The organism is Microbacterium sp. F1-18 (assembly GCF_052921305.1).
Window position 1 is genome coordinate 657,679 of record NZ_JBREVD010000001.1, and the last position, 15,237, is coordinate 672,915.

At 70.3% G+C, this 15,237-nt stretch carries 13 protein-coding genes; 4 read left to right on the forward strand and 9 right to left on the reverse strand.

The window, feature by feature from the left end:
• The first annotated feature begins 25 nt into the window (after window positions 1–25).
• On the forward strand, window positions 26–532 hold the full coding sequence (locus tag ACU6RU_RS03055) for a GNAT family N-acetyltransferase (RefSeq protein ID WP_120263571.1): 507 nt from the start codon (window positions 26–28) through the stop codon (window positions 530–532).
• Between the two features lie 159 nt (window positions 533–691).
• On the forward strand, window positions 692–2,137 hold the full coding sequence (locus ACU6RU_RS03060; RefSeq protein ID WP_446725874.1) for a DUF222 domain-containing protein: 1,446 nt from the start codon (window positions 692–694) through the stop codon (window positions 2,135–2,137).
• A 267-nt stretch (window positions 2,138–2,404) separates the two neighbouring features.
• On the opposite strand, the gene ACU6RU_RS03065 is transcribed toward ACU6RU_RS03060, so the two are convergent.
• Both ACU6RU_RS03065 and ACU6RU_RS03070 read right to left on the reverse strand, forming a co-directional pair.
• Window positions 2,405–3,334: a cytochrome b/b6 domain-containing protein gene (locus tag ACU6RU_RS03065; protein WP_446725875.1), complete on the reverse strand. Its 930-nt coding sequence runs from the start codon at window positions 3,332–3,334 to the stop codon at window positions 2,405–2,407.
• 8 nt (window positions 3,335–3,342) lie between these two features.
• Entirely contained in the window at window positions 3,343–4,119 is a 777-nt protein-coding gene (locus tag ACU6RU_RS03070) for an enoyl-CoA hydratase-related protein (protein WP_120263572.1), read from the reverse strand.
• Between the two features lie 119 nt (window positions 4,120–4,238).
• Between ACU6RU_RS03070 and ACU6RU_RS03075 the strand changes: the two genes are divergently transcribed.
• Window positions 4,239–8,081 (forward strand): choice-of-anchor I family protein, encoded by a 3,843-nt coding sequence (locus ACU6RU_RS03075; RefSeq protein WP_446725876.1) that lies wholly within the window; start codon window positions 4,239–4,241, stop codon window positions 8,079–8,081.
• Here ACU6RU_RS03075 and ACU6RU_RS03080 read toward each other — a convergent pair.
• The 4 genes from ACU6RU_RS03080 to ACU6RU_RS03095 are packed head-to-tail and all read right to left on the reverse strand — an operon-like array spanning window position 8,021 to window position 12,358.
• The gene (locus ACU6RU_RS03080) at window positions 8,021–9,211 is read right to left on the reverse strand and encodes a bifunctional 2-methylcitrate synthase/citrate synthase (protein WP_120263573.1); all 1,191 of its coding nucleotides are present in this window, start codon (window positions 9,209–9,211) and stop codon (window positions 8,021–8,023) included. The two genes, ACU6RU_RS03075 and ACU6RU_RS03080, sit on opposite strands and share 61 nt — an antisense overlap.
• A gap of 41 nt (window positions 9,212–9,252) precedes the next feature.
• Window positions 9,253–10,179 carry a methylisocitrate lyase gene (gene prpB / locus ACU6RU_RS03085; protein ID WP_446725877.1) on the reverse strand — a complete coding sequence of 309 codons (927 nt, stop codon included), beginning with the start codon at window positions 10,177–10,179 and terminating at the stop codon, window positions 9,253–9,255.
• A complete protein-coding gene (locus ACU6RU_RS03090; RefSeq protein WP_446725878.1) occupies window positions 10,179–11,699 on the reverse strand; it encodes an MmgE/PrpD family protein in 1,521 nt (506 codons plus the stop codon). The genes prpB and ACU6RU_RS03090 overlap by 1 nt, the downstream gene beginning before the upstream one ends.
• Window positions 11,696–12,358 (reverse strand): GntR family transcriptional regulator, encoded by a 663-nt coding sequence (locus tag ACU6RU_RS03095; RefSeq protein ID WP_183045311.1) that lies wholly within the window; start codon window positions 12,356–12,358, stop codon window positions 11,696–11,698. Before ACU6RU_RS03095 ends, ACU6RU_RS03090 begins: the two co-directional genes overlap by 4 nt.
• A gap of 106 nt (window positions 12,359–12,464) precedes the next feature.
• On the opposite strand from ACU6RU_RS03095, the gene ACU6RU_RS03100 reads away from it, so the two are divergent.
• The gene (locus ACU6RU_RS03100; RefSeq protein WP_120263576.1) at window positions 12,465–12,995 is read left to right on the forward strand and encodes a ribonuclease H family protein; all 531 of its coding nucleotides are present in this window, start codon (window positions 12,465–12,467) and stop codon (window positions 12,993–12,995) included.
• Between the two features lie 15 nt (window positions 12,996–13,010).
• Here ACU6RU_RS03100 and ACU6RU_RS03105 read toward each other — a convergent pair whose 3' ends face one another.
• From ACU6RU_RS03105 to ACU6RU_RS03115, 3 genes are all read right to left on the reverse strand, one after another.
• On the reverse strand, window positions 13,011–13,622 hold the full coding sequence (locus tag ACU6RU_RS03105) for a hypothetical protein (protein ID WP_446725879.1): 612 nt from the start codon (window positions 13,620–13,622) through the stop codon (window positions 13,011–13,013).
• A gap of 191 nt (window positions 13,623–13,813) precedes the next feature.
• Complete coding sequence (locus ACU6RU_RS03110; protein WP_120263578.1) at window positions 13,814–14,665, reverse strand: hypothetical protein; 852 nt, start codon at window positions 14,663–14,665, stop codon at window positions 13,814–13,816.
• Window positions 14,662–15,228, reverse strand: coding sequence for a hypothetical protein (locus tag ACU6RU_RS03115; protein WP_120263579.1), 567 nt, complete (start codon window positions 15,226–15,228; stop codon window positions 14,662–14,664). The genes ACU6RU_RS03110 and ACU6RU_RS03115 overlap by 4 nt, the downstream gene beginning before the upstream one ends.
• Window positions 15,229–15,237: the final 9 nt, after the last annotated feature.

Consider the following 15,237-nt stretch of genomic DNA (forward strand, 5'->3'; position numbering starts at 1 on the left):
CGCCACCCGCGCGTAGAGTCTGGCCATGGAAGCCGAACTGCAGACCGACATCGTCGTCCGTCCGGTGCGGGATGTCGACGCCGAAGCCCTCGGGCGCGTGCACGCCACCTGCTGGCACGAGACCTACGACCACCTCATCAGCACGGCCGCGCTCCAGAGCGTGTCGCCTCGCCGACTCGCCGAGCTGTGGACGCACTGGGCCGCGCAGGGCGAGGACTTCCGGATGTACGCCGCGCTCGTCCGCGGCGAGATCGTCGGCTTCGTGGGTTCGGGCCCGGCTCGCGACCGCGACGCGCCTCGGATGCGCGAGCTCTACTTCATCTACCTGCTCGACGCGTGGCACGGCACCGGCATCGGCCAGCGCCTGTTCGATGCCGCCGTCGAGAAGGACGAGGGGATCTACCTGTGGGTCGCGGAGGACAACCCCCGCGCGCACCGTTTCTACGAGCGCAACGGCTTCACGCTCGACGGACAGACCCACACCGAGCCCTTCCTCGGTGAGACGCTGACCGAGGTCCGCTTCGTTCGCTGACGTGAAGTCCGCTCTGGCCGGAGTCCGCTCCGGCTGGCGCCTGCCCGGCTTCGGTGGGGGCGTTTATTGTCATTCCTCCCCATCGGATGGTTCGGCGAGTTATCCTCGCTCGTAGATATATTCGATAGTGATGTCGCACCCCGCTGCGACAATGGGAACATGGCAGCGAGCGGTGGGGCTGGTGAAATCAGCGGGATGCGACGCGATGACGCCGCGCCCGCGCAGGTGCTCGCGTTCGCGCGGTTCGCGGAAGCGCTCGATCTTGTCCATGCCGGAGAGGTCGAGCGGATGCGTGCGTTGGCCGATCTGGGACGGTCGGCGTTGCGTGAGGCCCGGCGCGATGGGGTGCGGGGCATGGCCTCCGACATGGAGCTGCGATCGGTCGCGGCCGAGGCGGCGGGGATGGCGCGGTTGACGGATCGGCGGTTGCAGGGCGAGATCGACCATGCGATGACCGTCATCGACGACTACCCGGCCGTGTTCGCCGCGTGGGTGGAACGGCGGATCGAACGCGGACACGTGGATGTGATCGTGAAGGCCGGGGCCGGGGTGCCCGATGAGGTGCGAGGGTCGTTCGCGGATGCCGCGATCGATGTATGCGAGCGGGATGTACCGTCCCGGGTGCGGGGTGCGCTCGAGGTTTTGGCGGCGCGGGTGCACCCCCAGTCGTTCACGGAGCGGCATGGTGCTGCGGCGGCGGAGCGGTGCGTGCGCGTGTTCCGCGGGTCGGACGGGATGTCGAACCTCGTCGCCAACCTCCCCACCGTCATCGCTGTGGGGATGCTTGACCGGCTCACCCAGATGGGACAAGCCGTCAAGGATGCCCGGGATGCCCGGGATGCCCGGGATGCGGGCGGTTGCGGGGATGCGGTGGAGGCGGATGCTGCCTCGGCCGGTGCTGCCTCGGCCGGTGCTGCGGGCGCCGGGGCGGATGCGGCGCCAGACGCCCGGACGATGGATCAACTGCGTGCTGACATTCTCGGCGACCTTGTCCTCGGCGGAGCACCCGTGGTCGACCCGACCTACGGAACCGACCGGGCCGGTGGGCTCGGCGCGATCCGAGCACGAGTCCAAGTCACCGTCACCGCCGAGACCCTGATAGGCCGTGACGAGCACCCCGCCGACGCTGTCGGTGCCGGACTGATCGACGCCGACACGGCGCGTGAACTCGCCGGACAGGTCACCGAGTGGGACCGGCTCTTCATCGACCCGGTCACCCGCACCCCGGTCGAGATCGACACCTACCGGCCCACCATCGCGATGAAGAAACTCCTCACCGCCCGAGACCAGCACTGCAGGTTCCCCGGATGCCGCAGAGCCGCGATCCGATGCGAACTCGACCACACCATCGACTACGCCCTCGGCGGCCACACCCACCTCCTCAACCTCGCCCACCTGTGCCAGAGACACCACTCCATGAAGCAATTCACGACATGGGAAGTGCGGCAGATCGGCGGCGGGGTCCTCGAATGGACCTCGCCCCTGGGGCGGGTCTACCGCGAAGACGTACCGACGCCGGCCGTGTGCTTCACCACCGGCACGGTGGACCCGCCACCGGGTGGTCGGACCGGCGGAGCACCGCCACCCGAACCACCACCATTTTGATCGTGAGGGCCGGGCAGTCCCGCGCCGGGGACGAGCGGGATGCCCCAGCGGGATGCCCCGCGCTCCGAGCGAGGCAACAGCGCGCCTGCGCCCGAGCGCGGCAACATCGTGCCTGCGACACCGGCCCCGCGACGCCGCGACCGCACATTGGGCGTGTCGCACCGGGGGCGTGTCGCACCGCACCTGCGCCACCGGGCGTGCGACACCGGGGCGTGCGACACCGGCCCCGCGACGCCGCGACGCCGCGACGCCGGGTCACGTCCGCGATCAGCGGGTGATGGTCGGGCCGAACAAGCGCGCGATCGGTGCGAGCACGGCGGGACGGGCAGCGACGCACGCTCCGACGATGACGCCGAGCGACAGCACGAACAGCCAGAAGCCGGTCCAGTTGTCGGCGTAGGCCGTCGGGTCCACCGACCCTTGTGCGGCATACATGTGATTGAGGTTGCGAAGCGCTCCCGTGGCGAGAACGAGTGCGACATGGGTCACGATGAAGACCGCGAAGAACAGCATCACGAGCACGTGAAGGCGGCGCGCCGGCTCCAGCGGCAGGATCCGGTTCATCCGCGCGTCGCCGCGGGGCCACACGGTGCTCAGCCGCAGCCCGGTCGCCACCGCGAGCGGAGCGGCGACGAAGACCGTGGTGGCGTAAGCGAGCTGCTGCAGACTGTTGTAGTTGACCCAGCCGCTTTCGGTCGGCCAGTCGAGCGACACGTATTGCAACGCCGCCGACGCCGCGTTCGGCAGCACCTCCCAGCTCGTCGGCACGATCCGCATCCACTGCCCCGTCGCGAACAGCAGGATCACGAACACCACTCCGTTGGCGACCCAGAAGACGTCGAGCGCCTGATGGAACCAGATCGTCAGGCTCGTCCGCCGCTTCGGCCGACCACGCGGCGACCAGAAGACCTTCGGGCGTTTCTCCCTACGAGCCTGCAGACCGGTGCGGATGATCAGCACCATCAGGAACGCGTTGAAGAAGTGCTGCCAGGCGAGCCACGCCGGAAATCCGACAGGCGCACCCTCGGGCAGCGGGTACGCCCCCGGGTACCGGTCGAGAAACCCGCGCACCGCATCGAGGCTCAGCGCCCACCGGGCGCACGCGACCGCCCCGGCAGCCACGAGCACCAGCACCACCCCGCCGACGAGCACGATCGCCGCCCGACGGCGGATGGCGGACCCGCGTTCGACCAGCACTCGACGAATCAGCGGTGCCGGAACTCGGGACTGCGCTTCTCGGCGAAGGCCGCCATGCCTTCCTTCTGGTCGTCGAGGGCGAACAGCGATGCGAAAAGCGTGCGCTCCAGGCGAAGCCCTTCGGCGGCGGTCGTCTCCTGCGAGGCACGCAACGCTTGCTTGGCGGCGTAGGCGACCGGCAGCGACCTCGACGCGATCCGCTCAGCCACCGCGCCGGCCTCGTCGAGCAGCTGTGCGGCGGGGACGACGCGCGACACCAACCCGGCACGCTCAGCCTCCTCTGCCGGCATCCGCCGACCGGTCAGCACCAGCTCGGCCGCCTTGTAGTACCCGATCGCACGCGTCAGCCGCTGCGTGCCGCCGATGCCGGGGATCACGCCCAGATCGATCTCGGGCTGCCCGAAGACCGCGGTGTCCGCCGCCAGCACGATGTCGCACATCATCGCGAGCTCGCACCCGCCCCCGAGCGCGAACCCGGCGACCGCGGCGACGACAGGAGTGCGCACCCGCGAAAACTCTTCGAGCGCCGCGAAGGGGTTATCCATCGACATCTCACGGGCGCTCCTGCCCGCCATCTCCTTGATGTCCGCACCCGCCGCGAACGCCCGCTCCGAGCCGGTCACGACGATCGCGCCGATGGACTCGTCGCGATCGAACGCCGTCGCCGCGTCCGCGAGCTCGGTCACGAGCGTCGAGTTCAGGGCGTTCAGCGCCTCGGGTCGGTTCAGGGTCAGCCAGCCGACGCGCCCTCGCGTCTCGCTGATGATCGTCGTGTAGTCGCTCATCCCCTCATCGTGCCACGCGCCCCACCGCGCGTCTCCGACCAGTTGCCGGGCATTCACGTCCCGGACACGTGCGCGGAGTACTCACGACCTGCACCCGTTCACCCGACCAGAGGACACCCATGCCTTCGCCTGCCCGGAGCCGCACGGTTCCCCGCACGCTCGCCGCCGTCGCGACGGCCGCGCTCACCTGCACCCTCGCGCTGACCCCGCTCACCGCGGCATCCGCCGCGCTCGTCACCGCTCCGATCACCGACTCCGCCCCCGGCGCGACGCTTTCGCTCACGCCCATCGGCACGCACGAGACCGGCGAGTTCGATGCGTCGGCCGCCGAGATCGTCCAGTCGTACCGCGACCGCCTGTACGTCGTCAACGCGCAAGCGGGCTCGGTGACCGTGCTCGACAACAGCGACCCGACCACTCCGGTCGAGCTGTTCACCATCTCGGATGCCGGCACGGCGAACTCCCTCGCGATTCGCGACGACGGGCTCGGCGTCGTCGCGTTCGAGGCAGAGGACAAGACCGCGAACGGAACGCTGGTGTTCTTCGACGCGAATGCCGATGACGCGGCATCCACCCGCCTGGGCGCCGTCGCCGTCGGCGCGCTGCCCGACATGGTCACGATCTCCAAGGACGGCGCGTACGCGGTCGTCGCCAACGAGGGCGAACCCGCCGACGACTTCTCGCTCGACCCGGAAGGCTCGATCGGCGTCGTCGCGCTGCCCAAGACCGTGTCCGCCCCCGCACAGTCGGCCGTGCGTATCGCGGGCTTCGGCGCGTTCGAAACGGGCGGGTCGAAATCGCTCCCCGCGGGCGTCCGCGTGTTCGGACCCGATGTCGCCGCGCCCGACCAGGGCGACAAGCCCCTCGCCGCCAACCGCGTGAGCCGCAACCTCGAGCCGGAGTACATCACCGTCGACGGCACGACGGCCTACGCCGCACTCCAAGAGGCCAACGCGATCGCCGTCGTCGACCTCTCGAAGGCCGAGGTCACCAAGATCCTGCCGCTCGGACTCAAGGATCACGGCACGACCGGAAACGGTCTCGATGCGAGCGATAAGGACGGCGGGATCACCATCGCCACGTACGCCGGGCTGAAGGGCATGTACATGCCCGACGGCATCCAGTCGTACTCGGCCGCCGTCGGCGGCAAGACCAGCACCTACCTCGTCACCGCCAACGAGGGCGACGCCCGCGAATGGGGCGACTACGCCGAGGCAGTCCGCGTCAAGGACCTCGGCAAGAAGGGGCTCCCGGCCGTCTGCGCGGACTCGCCGCTCGCGGCGAAGCTCGGCGACGGAGCACTCGGACGCCTCAACGTCTCAGTCGAGAACGGACTGCGCGGCGACGGCAGCTGCTACGACGAGCTGTCCTCCCTCGGCGGCCGCTCCTTCTCGATCTGGGGCACCGACGGCACGCTCGTGTTCGACTCGGGCGACCAGTTCGAACGGATCCTCGCCCGCGTCGCACCCGATTACTTCAACTCGAACCACACCGAGGCCAACCTCGACGGACGCAGCGACGACAAGGGCCCCGAGCCCGAGAACCTGTCGATCGGCACCGTCGGCGGCCGCACGTACGCCTTCATCGGCTTCGAGCGCGTCGGCGGCGTCATCGTCTACGACATCACCGACCCGAAGGCGCCGACGTACGTCACGTACGTCAACAACCGCGACTTCAGTGCTGCTGCCGACTCGCCCGCTGCGGGCGACCTCGGCCCCGAAGGCATCCAGTTCATCGGGGCGCACCGCTCCCCCACCGGCCAGCCGCTGCTCGCGGTCGGCAACGAGGTGTCGGGAACGACGACCCTGTACAGCGTCGAGCAGCTCGTCGGCGGCGCTCCCGTCGCGCAGCCCGACATCCGCGTGCTGACGATCAACGACTTCCACGGCCGTCTCGTGCCGGAGTCCGGCGGCGTCGCGGGTGCCGCGGTCCTCGCGGGTGCGGTGGACACGTTCCGCCAGCAGAACCCGAACACCCTGCTCGTCTCGGCCGGTGACAACATCGGCGCCTCGGCGTTCGAGTCGTTCATCGATCAGGACACTCCCACGATCGACGCGCTGAAGACCGCCGGCCTCGACGTCAGCGCCGTCGGCAACCACGAGTTCGACCGCGGTTTCGACGACCTGACCGGTCGCGTCATCCCTCGATTCGAGGAGAACGCGGATGCCGGCGCCTTCAGCGACTTCGCCCTCGGCGCAAACGTCTTCCGCAAGGGCACCGACGAGCACGCGCTCAAGCCCTACACGATCAAGGAGGTCGACGGCACGCGGATCGCGTTCGTCGGCACCGTGACCGAACAGACCGCCGGCATGGTCAGCCCGCAGGGCATCGCCGACATCGAGTTCCGCGACCAGGTCGTCTCGGCCAACGACGCCGCCGCCGATGCGGTCGCCGAAGGCGCCGATGTCGTCGTGCTCCTCGCCCACGAAGGGTCGGCCGGCTCGGACTGCGCGGCGATCGCGACCGAGTCGGGCCACTTCGGCGACCTCGTCCGCGGCGCGTCCGACGACATCGACGCGATCGTGTCCGCTCACACGCACCAGAAGTACGCGTGCGAGATCGGTGGTCGCCCGGTGATCCAGGCGCACCAGTACGGCACGACGCTCGGCTCCCTCGACATCGAGCTGACGGATGCCGGTGACCTCGAGTCCATCACGGGCAGCACCGTGCCGCTCATCGACCCTGCGCTCGGCCAGCCGATCGCCTTCCCCGACGTCGACACGCGTGCGGTCGTCGCGGAAGCGGTCCGCGTCGCGGACGAGAAGGGCCGGGTGCAGGTGGGCTCGATCACCGCCGACATCATGCGCGGCAAGACGGCGTCGGGATCGGAGGACCGCGGCGTGCATTCGACGCTCGGCAACACCGTCGCCGACGTGTACCTCTGGGCCACATCGCAGAACCCGGCCTACGGTGGGCGCGACGCCGAGGTGGCGTTCATGAACCCGGGCGGCCTCCGCGCCGACCTGCTGTTCGGCGACGACGGCGGAGCCGTGTCGTACCGCGAGGTCGCGAATGTCCAGCCGTTCGCGAACACCCTGGTCACGCTGGAGCTCACCCCGGCACAGATCAAGCAGGTGCTCGAAGAGCAGTGGCAGCCAGCCGGGGCATCACGTCCCAAGCTCGCCATGGGCGTGTCGAAGGGCTTCTCCTTCGAGTACGACCCGGCAGCACCCTCAGGCTCGCGCATCCGCTCGATGCAGCTGAACGGTGAGCAGCTCGCGGTCGACGACACCACCACGACGATCCGCGTCGTCACCAACTCGTTCCTCGCGGGCGGCGGCGACAACTTCGCGACCTTCGCGACCGGCTCGAGCGCGACCGACTCCGGTCAGGTCGACCTGCAGGCGACGGTGGAGTTCTTCGCCGCCGTCGGCCCGGTCTCACCCGCACCGGCGAACCGCGCGTATCTCACCGGAGAGCAGCCGCCCGCCGAGCAGCCCGGCTTCCCCGGGCCAGGCGCCCCCGGTGACGGCGAGCCCACGGAGCCCGGCGAACCCGGCGAGCCCGCCGAGCCAGCACAGCCGTGGGCGACGGTCGAGCTTGGCAGCACCACGGTCGCGCAGGGCGGAACCCTCGCAGTGACGGTGACCGGCCTCGAGCCGGGCCAGCAGATCGCGGCGACGCTGTTCAGCGAACCGATCGTCGTCAGCGACATCCCCGCGGCAGACGCCTCCGGCCGCACGGCGTTCTCGATCGCGATCCCGCACGACTTCACGGTCGGCGCGCACCGCCTCGTCGTGACGTCGGGGACGCTCGCGCCCATCGAGGTCGGCGTGACCGTGACGGCGGCGGCGCCTGCGGGCACGATCGCCGTCACGGGCGGGACCGCGCCGATCGGATTCGCGGTGGCGGGCATCCTCGCCCTCGCGCTCGGCGGCCTGCTGGTCGCGGCGCGTCGCCGTCAGCCCGTGGCTTCCTCGGGGCGCTCCGCGGCCTCGACCTCGGCTTCATCAGCGACGTAGCCGTCGACGTGGCGCTCATCCGGCCCGTCGTACGCCGACAGGGGCCGGATGAGCGCGTTGGCGGCGTACTGCTCCATGATGTGAGCCGTCCACCCCACGACCCGCGCCGCCACGAACAGCGGCGTGAACGTCACCGTGTCGAACCCGATGAGGTTGTAGGCGGGCCCGGAGGGGTAGTCGAGGTTCGGGTAGATGCCCTTGCGGCCGGTGAACTCGCGCTCGAGGGTGTCGTAGAGCTCAGCGACATCCGGCCGGTCGTAGTGGTCGACCAGCGCATCCAGCGCCGCTTTCATCGTCGGCACCCGCGAGTCGCCGCGCTTATAGACGCGGTGACCGAACCCCATGATCTTCCGCTTCTCGGCGAGCGCCCGGTCGAGCCAGGCCTCGACGCCGGCGGCGTCGCCGATCTCATCGAACACATGCATCACGGCCTCGTTCGCCCCGCCGTGGAGCGGCCCCTTCAGTGCGCCGATCGCGCCGACGACGGCCGAGTACAGGTCGCTGAGGGTCGAGGCGATGACCCGGGCCGTGAAGGTCGAGGCGTTGAACGAGTGCTCGGCGTACAGGATCAGCGACCGGTTGAACGCGTCGGCCACGACCGGGTCGGGCTCCTCTCCGAAGGTCATCCACAGGAAGTTGGCCGCGTCGTCGAGATCGTCGCGCGGATCGATGAGCGCGAGCCCCCGGCGGCGACGCTGCCCGTACGCGACGATGGCGGGCAGCACCGCGAACAGGCGCAGGCTGCGGGCGAGATTGCGTTCGGGTGTTCCGACCGCATCGAGCACGGATGCCGCGCCGGCGGTGTCGAGCGCGCCGAGGACGCTCACGGCGGTCCGGACCTCATCCATCGGGTGCGCGTCCAGCGGCATCCGGTCGATCGCCTCGCGCAGTTCCGCCGGCAGCGCGCGCTGGGGCCGGGCCTGTCGTCGCTGTTCGGCGAGCTCGTCACCGGTCGGCAGCTCGCCGTGCCACAGCAGGTGCGCAACCGCATCGACCGGCTGCGTCGCGGCGAGCTCCTGCACCGGGTAGCCCCGGTAGAGGAGCGAGTTCGTGTCGGGGTTCACTCTCGAGATCGCCGTCACGTCCGCGACGACCCCCACGAGCCCCTTGCGGATCTCTTGCTCGGTCATGTCCTGTTCCCTCTCCGTCGAGTAGCCAGAATCTGCGGGTCTCAGCCCCGGTCGATCGACTCATTCTGGCGAGTCGACAGGGTGAAGTCGAAGACCGACGAGTCGAAACGCGTGTAGCCCTCGTAGTCGACGAGGTCGTACAGGTCGGCGCGGTGCTGCATCTCGTCGAGCTTCGCGGTGAGATTCCCGGCCGTCGTGAGCTCGTCGAGCGCGCGGCCAGCCGCGCCCATCGCGATACGCAGCAGCGAGACGGGCCAGATCACGATCCGAACGCCCGCGTCGCGCAGCTGGTCGACGGTGAACAGCTCCGACTTCCCGAACTCGGTCATGTTCGCCAGGATCGGCACGTCGACGGCGGCCGCCATCGCCTCGAACTCGGCGAGATCGCGCATCGCCTCGGGGAAGATCGCGTCGGCCCCGGCATCGACGAGCGCGCGGGCGCGGTCGACGGCGGCATCCATCCCCTCGATCGCCCGCACGTCGGTGCGCGCCATGATGAGGAAGTCCGCGTCGCGCCGGGCATCGACGGCAGCCCGGATGCGGCCCACCGCGGTGTTCTCGTCGACGACGCTCTTGCCGTCGAGGTGCCCGCAGCGCTTCGGGTTGACCTGATCCTCGATGTGGCAGCCGGCTAGGCCCGCGTCTTCGAGCGTCTGGATCGTGCGCGCCACGTTCATCGGCTCGCCGAACCCCGTGTCGGCGTCGATGATCGCGGGAAGCTCAGTCATCCGGGCGATCTGCTGACCGCGTCCGGCGACCTCGCTGAGGGTCGTGAGACCCACGTCGGGCAGACCGAGGTCGGCGGCGATGACCGCGCCCGAGACGTACACGCCGTCGAAGCCGCGCTGCTCGATCAGCCGGCCCGACAGCGGGTTGAACGCTCCCGGAAAACGCAGGGTCTCACCGCTCGCGAGACGTTCACGCAGGATGCGGCGCTTGTCTGCCGCCGTCGTACGCGAGTACAGCATCAGAACAGTCCTCTCGGGTTCGGAGCCGACGCGATGACACCGTCGCGCGCCACGATGTTCAGCTCGCGCACCTCGTCAGCCGTGAGCTCGGGCAAGCGCTGCGCCAGGTCGAGGAAGCGCTCGATCTCGGCCGGCTCGAGCACCGGCTCGGCGAGGATCCGGAACTTGCGGATGTAGTCCTCGCGCGCGAACGGCCGGGCGCCGAGCGGGTGCGCGTCGGCGACGGCGATCTCGTCCACGATCGTCGAGCCGTCGGTCAGGCGGATCTCGACGCGACCGCCGAACGCCTTCTCGGCCGGGTCCTCCGAGTGGTAGCGCCGCGTCCATTCGGGGTCCTCGGCCGTCGTGACCTTCTGCCACAGCTCGACCGTATCGGGGCGGCCCGCCCGTTCGGGCGTATACGAATCGACGTGGTGCCAGCCGCCGTCCTGCAGGGCGACCGCGAAGATGTACGGGATCGAGTGGTCGAGCGTCTCCCGCGAGGCGGTCAGGTCGTACTTCTGCGGGTCGTTCGCGCCCGAGCCGATGACGTAATGCGTGTGGTGGCTCGTGTGCAGCACGACGCTCTCGACGTTCGCGGGGTCGACCAGCTCGGGGTGCTCGCCGTGGAGCTTGCGCGCCAGGTCGATCCACGCCTGCGCCTGGTACTCCGCCGAGTGCTCCTTGGTGTACGAGTCGAGGATGCCGCGCTTGGGCTCCCCCGGAGCCGGCAGCGGCACCGCGTAGGCGGCATCCGGCCCGTCGAGCAGCCACGCGATGACACCGTCCTCGCCCTCGTAGATCGGGTTCGGGCTCGTCTCGCCGCGCATGGCGCGGTCGACCGCTTCGACGGCGAGCTTGCCGGCGAAGGCGGGGGCGTGCGCCTTCCACGTGGAGATCTCGCCCTTGCGCGACTGGCGCGTCGCGGTCGTCGTGTGAAGCGCCTGACCGACCGCCTGGTAGATCGTCGCGGCGTCGAGGCCCAGCAACGTCCCGATTCCTGCGGCGGCGGAGGGCCCGAGGTGAGCGACGTGGTCGATCTTGTGCTTGTGCAGGCAGATCGCGCGCACGAGGTCGATCTGGATCTCGTACCCGGTCGCGAGGCCCCGCACGAGTGCCGCACCGTCGGCGCCCACGTGCTGCGCGACCGCGAGGATCGGCGGGATGTTGTCGCCCGGGTGCGAGTAGTCGGCGGCGAGGAAGGTGTCGTGGTAGTCGAGCTCGCGCACCGCGACGCCGTTCGCCCACGCGGCCCACTCGGGGCTCGTGAGGTCGGTCACCCCGAACACGCTCGCCCCCGCGCCGCCCCGCGAGACCGGGTGGTCGAGGGCCTGCGCGCGGGCCGAGCTGACGGGCGCCCGGGTGAGGGATGCCGCCGCGACCGCGGCGTTGTCGATGATGCGGTTGATGATCATCCCGACGACGTCGGGCTCGACCGCGACGGGGTCGACCGCGACCTCCGCGATCTTCCACGCGAGCTGCTCCTCGCGTGCGAGCTCTTCGTCGCTGCGGTGGACGCGGACGTGATGGCTGACGGTCATGCGGATGCCTCCAGGGAGTCGAGGATGCTGGTCAGGGCGTTGTGCAGGTGAACATGGGTGGCGTGCGCCGCGAGGTCGGCGTCGCGGGCGGCGATCGCGCTCGCGATGAGCCGGTGCTCGCCGATCGAGGCGGCGAGCCGCGCCGGGTTGTCGCGTGCGAGGCGGCGAACCCGCACGAGGTGAGCGCGGGTCTTCGTGAGCGCCGACGTCAGGTAGGCGTTTCCGGCGGCGTCGTCGAGCGCCGCGTCGAAGCGAGCGATGAGCGCGTAGTACGCGTCGGGGTCACCCGTCCCGGGCGCTTCAGCCTGCGCCGTGCGCTCGAACGCCGCGGCGAGCTCGGCGAACAGTGCAGCGTCGCCCCGGGACGCCGCGAGCCGCGCGGCGGTCTCCTCGAGAGCGCGCCGCACCTCGAACAGCGACCGGATGTCGTCACGATCGATGTCGGCGACGACGGTCACGCGCGGTGAGGCCTGACGCACCAGGCCGTCAGCGGCGAGCCGTCTCAGGGCCTCGCGCAGCGGGGTGCGGCTCACGCCCAGTCGGGTCGCCTGCTCCACCTCGGCGAGCACGGCACCGGGAGCGAGGTCGCCGTTCTGGATCTCGGTCAGCAAAGTGGCGTACGCGCGCTCTCCCGCTCGTGCTCCACCCTCGGCCACCATGCAGTGATTGTATACACAGAGGCACGCTCGCAGCTCTAAAGTGATCGGATTCGATGTGAGCGTATACAGAAACCGCAGTCGGCCGGCCCCCGGTACCCTTGCCCGAGTGAGTTCCGACCGATACACCGTGGCCACCGACGGCGCCTGCAAGGGCAATCCCGGACCGACCGGCTGGGCCTGGGTCGGCGAGGACGGTCACTGGGCCGCGGGAGCGATCCCGCAGGGCACGAACAACATCGGTGAGCTTCTCGGGCTGCTGAAGGCGATCGAGGACCACCCCGACGTCCGCGAGCTCGTCGTCCAGGCCGACTCCAAGTACGCCATCGACACGTACGCGTCGTGGATGGACGGCCACCGTCGTCGCGGCTGGAAGACCTCGACCGGCGCGCCGACGAAGAACCGCGACATCCTCGAGCAGCTCATCGCCGCCCGCGATGCCCGTCGGGCGCGCGGCCTGCCCGACGTCATCCTCGAACACGTCCGCGGGCACCGCGGTCATGTCCTGAACGAGTGGGCCGACGAGCGAGCCGTGCGCGGCGCCGAGCACGCCGCGAAGGGCACCGCCAGCGCCTGGTCGTCGCTCGGCGGGCTGCACGAGAAGCTCGACGTCTCGGAAGCGCCGAGGAAGAAGCGCTGACGGGCGCAGCGCGGATCAATCGCGCCGGCGCCACCGCACGCTCGCGACGATCGCGTCGCAGACGAGCTCCATCGCATCGATACCGTCGTCGGGGATCTCCGTCCCGTCGACACGGTGGAGGATCGTCGACCGGAAGACGAGCGCGCGCTTCTTCTCGTCGGGCACGCGGACGAGATAGCCGTGACCCGCCGTGCGCACTTCCGCACCCTCGATCGTGGAGGTCTTCGCCGCAGACCACTTCAAGATCGTCCCGCGCTCGTCGAGCGGTCGAGCCCGGTAGCGCTGCACCATCGTCGCGCCCAGGTCGGAGGCCGTCGCCCCCGCGGGTGCGACGAGCCACGAGGCGACGAGCGACACCGGGATCGCCTCGTCCTCACCGACCTGCGACGGCGAGAAGACGCGGATGACGTCGGCGCGCGTCGCCTCGGCTCGGGCAGAGGCCACCGCCTCGCGCAGCGCCGCCAGCGCAGCCCCTCGGGAAGCGACCGGAAGCGCGGCGACGGCGGCGTCGGCACGCTCGTCCACCGATGCGAGATCGGGCGCGTGGGCCTCCCAGCCGGTGGGCAGGAGCACCGCGAACGACGGGTCGCTCACGGTCTCACCGATCAGCTCCGCGCGCAGCGACATGAGGGTTCCTTCCGTCGGGGGTGCCAGCCTATCGAGCCGGCTGTGTCAGACCGCATCGCGCATCACCGTCATCGTCCCGGCCGCCTCCGGACCTGGACCGACGCACGGCCTCGGACCCGAGGTCACGAACCGCGTCTGACGCGCGATCAGCGCCTTTATGTGGTCGTCCGAAACCGCGTGCATGCCAGCCCTCAGACTTCACCCCTCATGACCTCGGGCACCCACGTTGCCAGCAGCGCGTCGATGATCACCGAACCCGCCGGGGTGCGCGGCGGCACGGGTTCGAGCGTGATCCCCCGCGCCGCGATCTCCGCCAGCACCGTGTCGCGAAGTGCCACGATGCGATCCGCTGTCGCGGCATCGAGAGCCGCTTCCGTCTCGGCGCGAAGCCGGAGGCCGACCGCCTCGACCTCCGGCTTCGTCTCGGCGAGGGCGACGTTCTCCGCGGTGTCGACGAGCTCGGTGTCGGCGGAATCCCGAGCACGTGCGACGAGCACACCGACGAGGCCGGCGACCCCGATCGCCGCTGTCACCAGCAGGATCATCGCCGTCGTGTCCCAGCCGCGTCCGACAGTGAACACCGCGGCGAGGACGAGCCCCACCGTGGCGACGCCGTGAAGCCGGATGACGGCGCGGTTCAGCGCCCGTCCTCGCGCAGCGATCATGACGACGATGCAGGCGAGGGCGGCGAGCCCCGACAGGGTGACGACTGTGGCCACGGTGTCAGCGGGATCGAAGCGCAGGCCGCTCGAGAGCACTGCCGCGACCGCGGCGCACAGGGCTCCCACGAGCAGGACCATGAGCGGCCAGCCGCCTGGTCGGCGCGAACCGTGCCGCTCCCGCAGACCGGCCCTTACCGATCTCCGGGCAGCGTCTGCCGCGTCGCGGGCCTCCGTCCACAGGCGCATGGCGAGATCCCGCTCGCCGACCGCCGTGAACGCCGCGAGCTCGACAGTGCGAGGCTCCACATTCCGCGGGAGAGCCGGCGCGATCTCAGCGTGCACCGCGGCGAGCTGTTCGGACCATTGCGCTTCGATCATCATGCCGCAGCTCCCGACAGGGAGAGAGTCGAGAGCACCCGCTCGGCCAGGACGTGAGCAGCCGCCGCGGCAAGTGGCACCAATGGGGTCAACGCCGCCACGACGCATCGCCCCTCGAGATCGAGGACATACACCGTCGAAATCGTCTGCGCCACAACGACCGAGTCATCGCCCACCACGGGATCGAGGACCGTCGCGCGCCACCCGCGAACCACGCCCCACGAGACCGTCGCGAGCTCAGCTCCCCAGGGCGAGGGCACAAGGGCCTCCGCGATCTCTTTCGCTCCGGCTGCCGTCGACGGAGCCGGGGCATCTCCGAGCCCGAGGACGCCCAGCATCCCGAAGATGCCGGAAGCGGGCACCGAGAGCAGCAGCGCGACGCTCAGCTCACTTCCCAGACGCGCATACAGAGCGAGCCGTGCCGCATCTTCGACGCGTTGCGCAGAGTCGGCAGGAACTCCCTCCAGCCGTGCCGCGATCCACGCGTCGGCGTCGGCGATCGTGTCGGGGACGCGACTCCAGATCGACGGGTCCGCCCGGAGCGCGAGGTCGGAGACGAGTGGCATGACGGTTCC

Excerpts from the sequence above, each read along its gene's own strand:
- ACU6RU_RS03055 (WP_120263571.1), top strand. The coding sequence starts at position 26 with ATGGAAGCCGAACTGCAGACCGACATCGTCGTCCGTCCGGTGCGGGAT.
- ACU6RU_RS03060 (WP_446725874.1), top strand. The coding sequence starts at position 692 with ATGGCAGCGAGCGGTGGGGCTGGTGAAATCAGCGGGATGCGACGCGAT.
- ACU6RU_RS03070 (WP_120263572.1), bottom strand. The coding sequence starts at position 4,119 with ATGAGCGACTACACGACGATCATCAGCGAGACGCGAGGGCGCGTCGGC.
- ACU6RU_RS03075 (WP_446725876.1), top strand. The coding sequence starts at position 4,239 with ATGCCTTCGCCTGCCCGGAGCCGCACGGTTCCCCGCACGCTCGCCGCC.
- ACU6RU_RS03080 (WP_120263573.1), bottom strand. The coding sequence starts at position 9,211 with ATGACCGAGCAAGAGATCCGCAAGGGGCTCGTGGGGGTCGTCGCGGAC.
- prpB (WP_446725877.1), bottom strand. The coding sequence starts at position 10,179 with ATGCTGTACTCGCGTACGACGGCGGCAGACAAGCGCCGCATCCTGCGT.
- ACU6RU_RS03090 (WP_446725878.1), bottom strand. The coding sequence starts at position 11,699 with ATGACCGTCAGCCATCACGTCCGCGTCCACCGCAGCGACGAAGAGCTC.
- ACU6RU_RS03095 (WP_183045311.1), bottom strand. The coding sequence starts at position 12,358 with ATGGTGGCCGAGGGTGGAGCACGAGCGGGAGAGCGCGCGTACGCCACT.
- ACU6RU_RS03105 (WP_446725879.1), bottom strand. The coding sequence starts at position 13,622 with ATGTCGCTGCGCGCGGAGCTGATCGGTGAGACCGTGAGCGACCCGTCG.
- ACU6RU_RS03110 (WP_120263578.1), bottom strand. The coding sequence starts at position 14,665 with ATGATGATCGAAGCGCAATGGTCCGAACAGCTCGCCGCGGTGCACGCT.
- ACU6RU_RS03115 (WP_120263579.1), bottom strand. The coding sequence starts at position 15,228 with ATGCCACTCGTCTCCGACCTCGCGCTCCGGGCGGACCCGTCGATCTGG.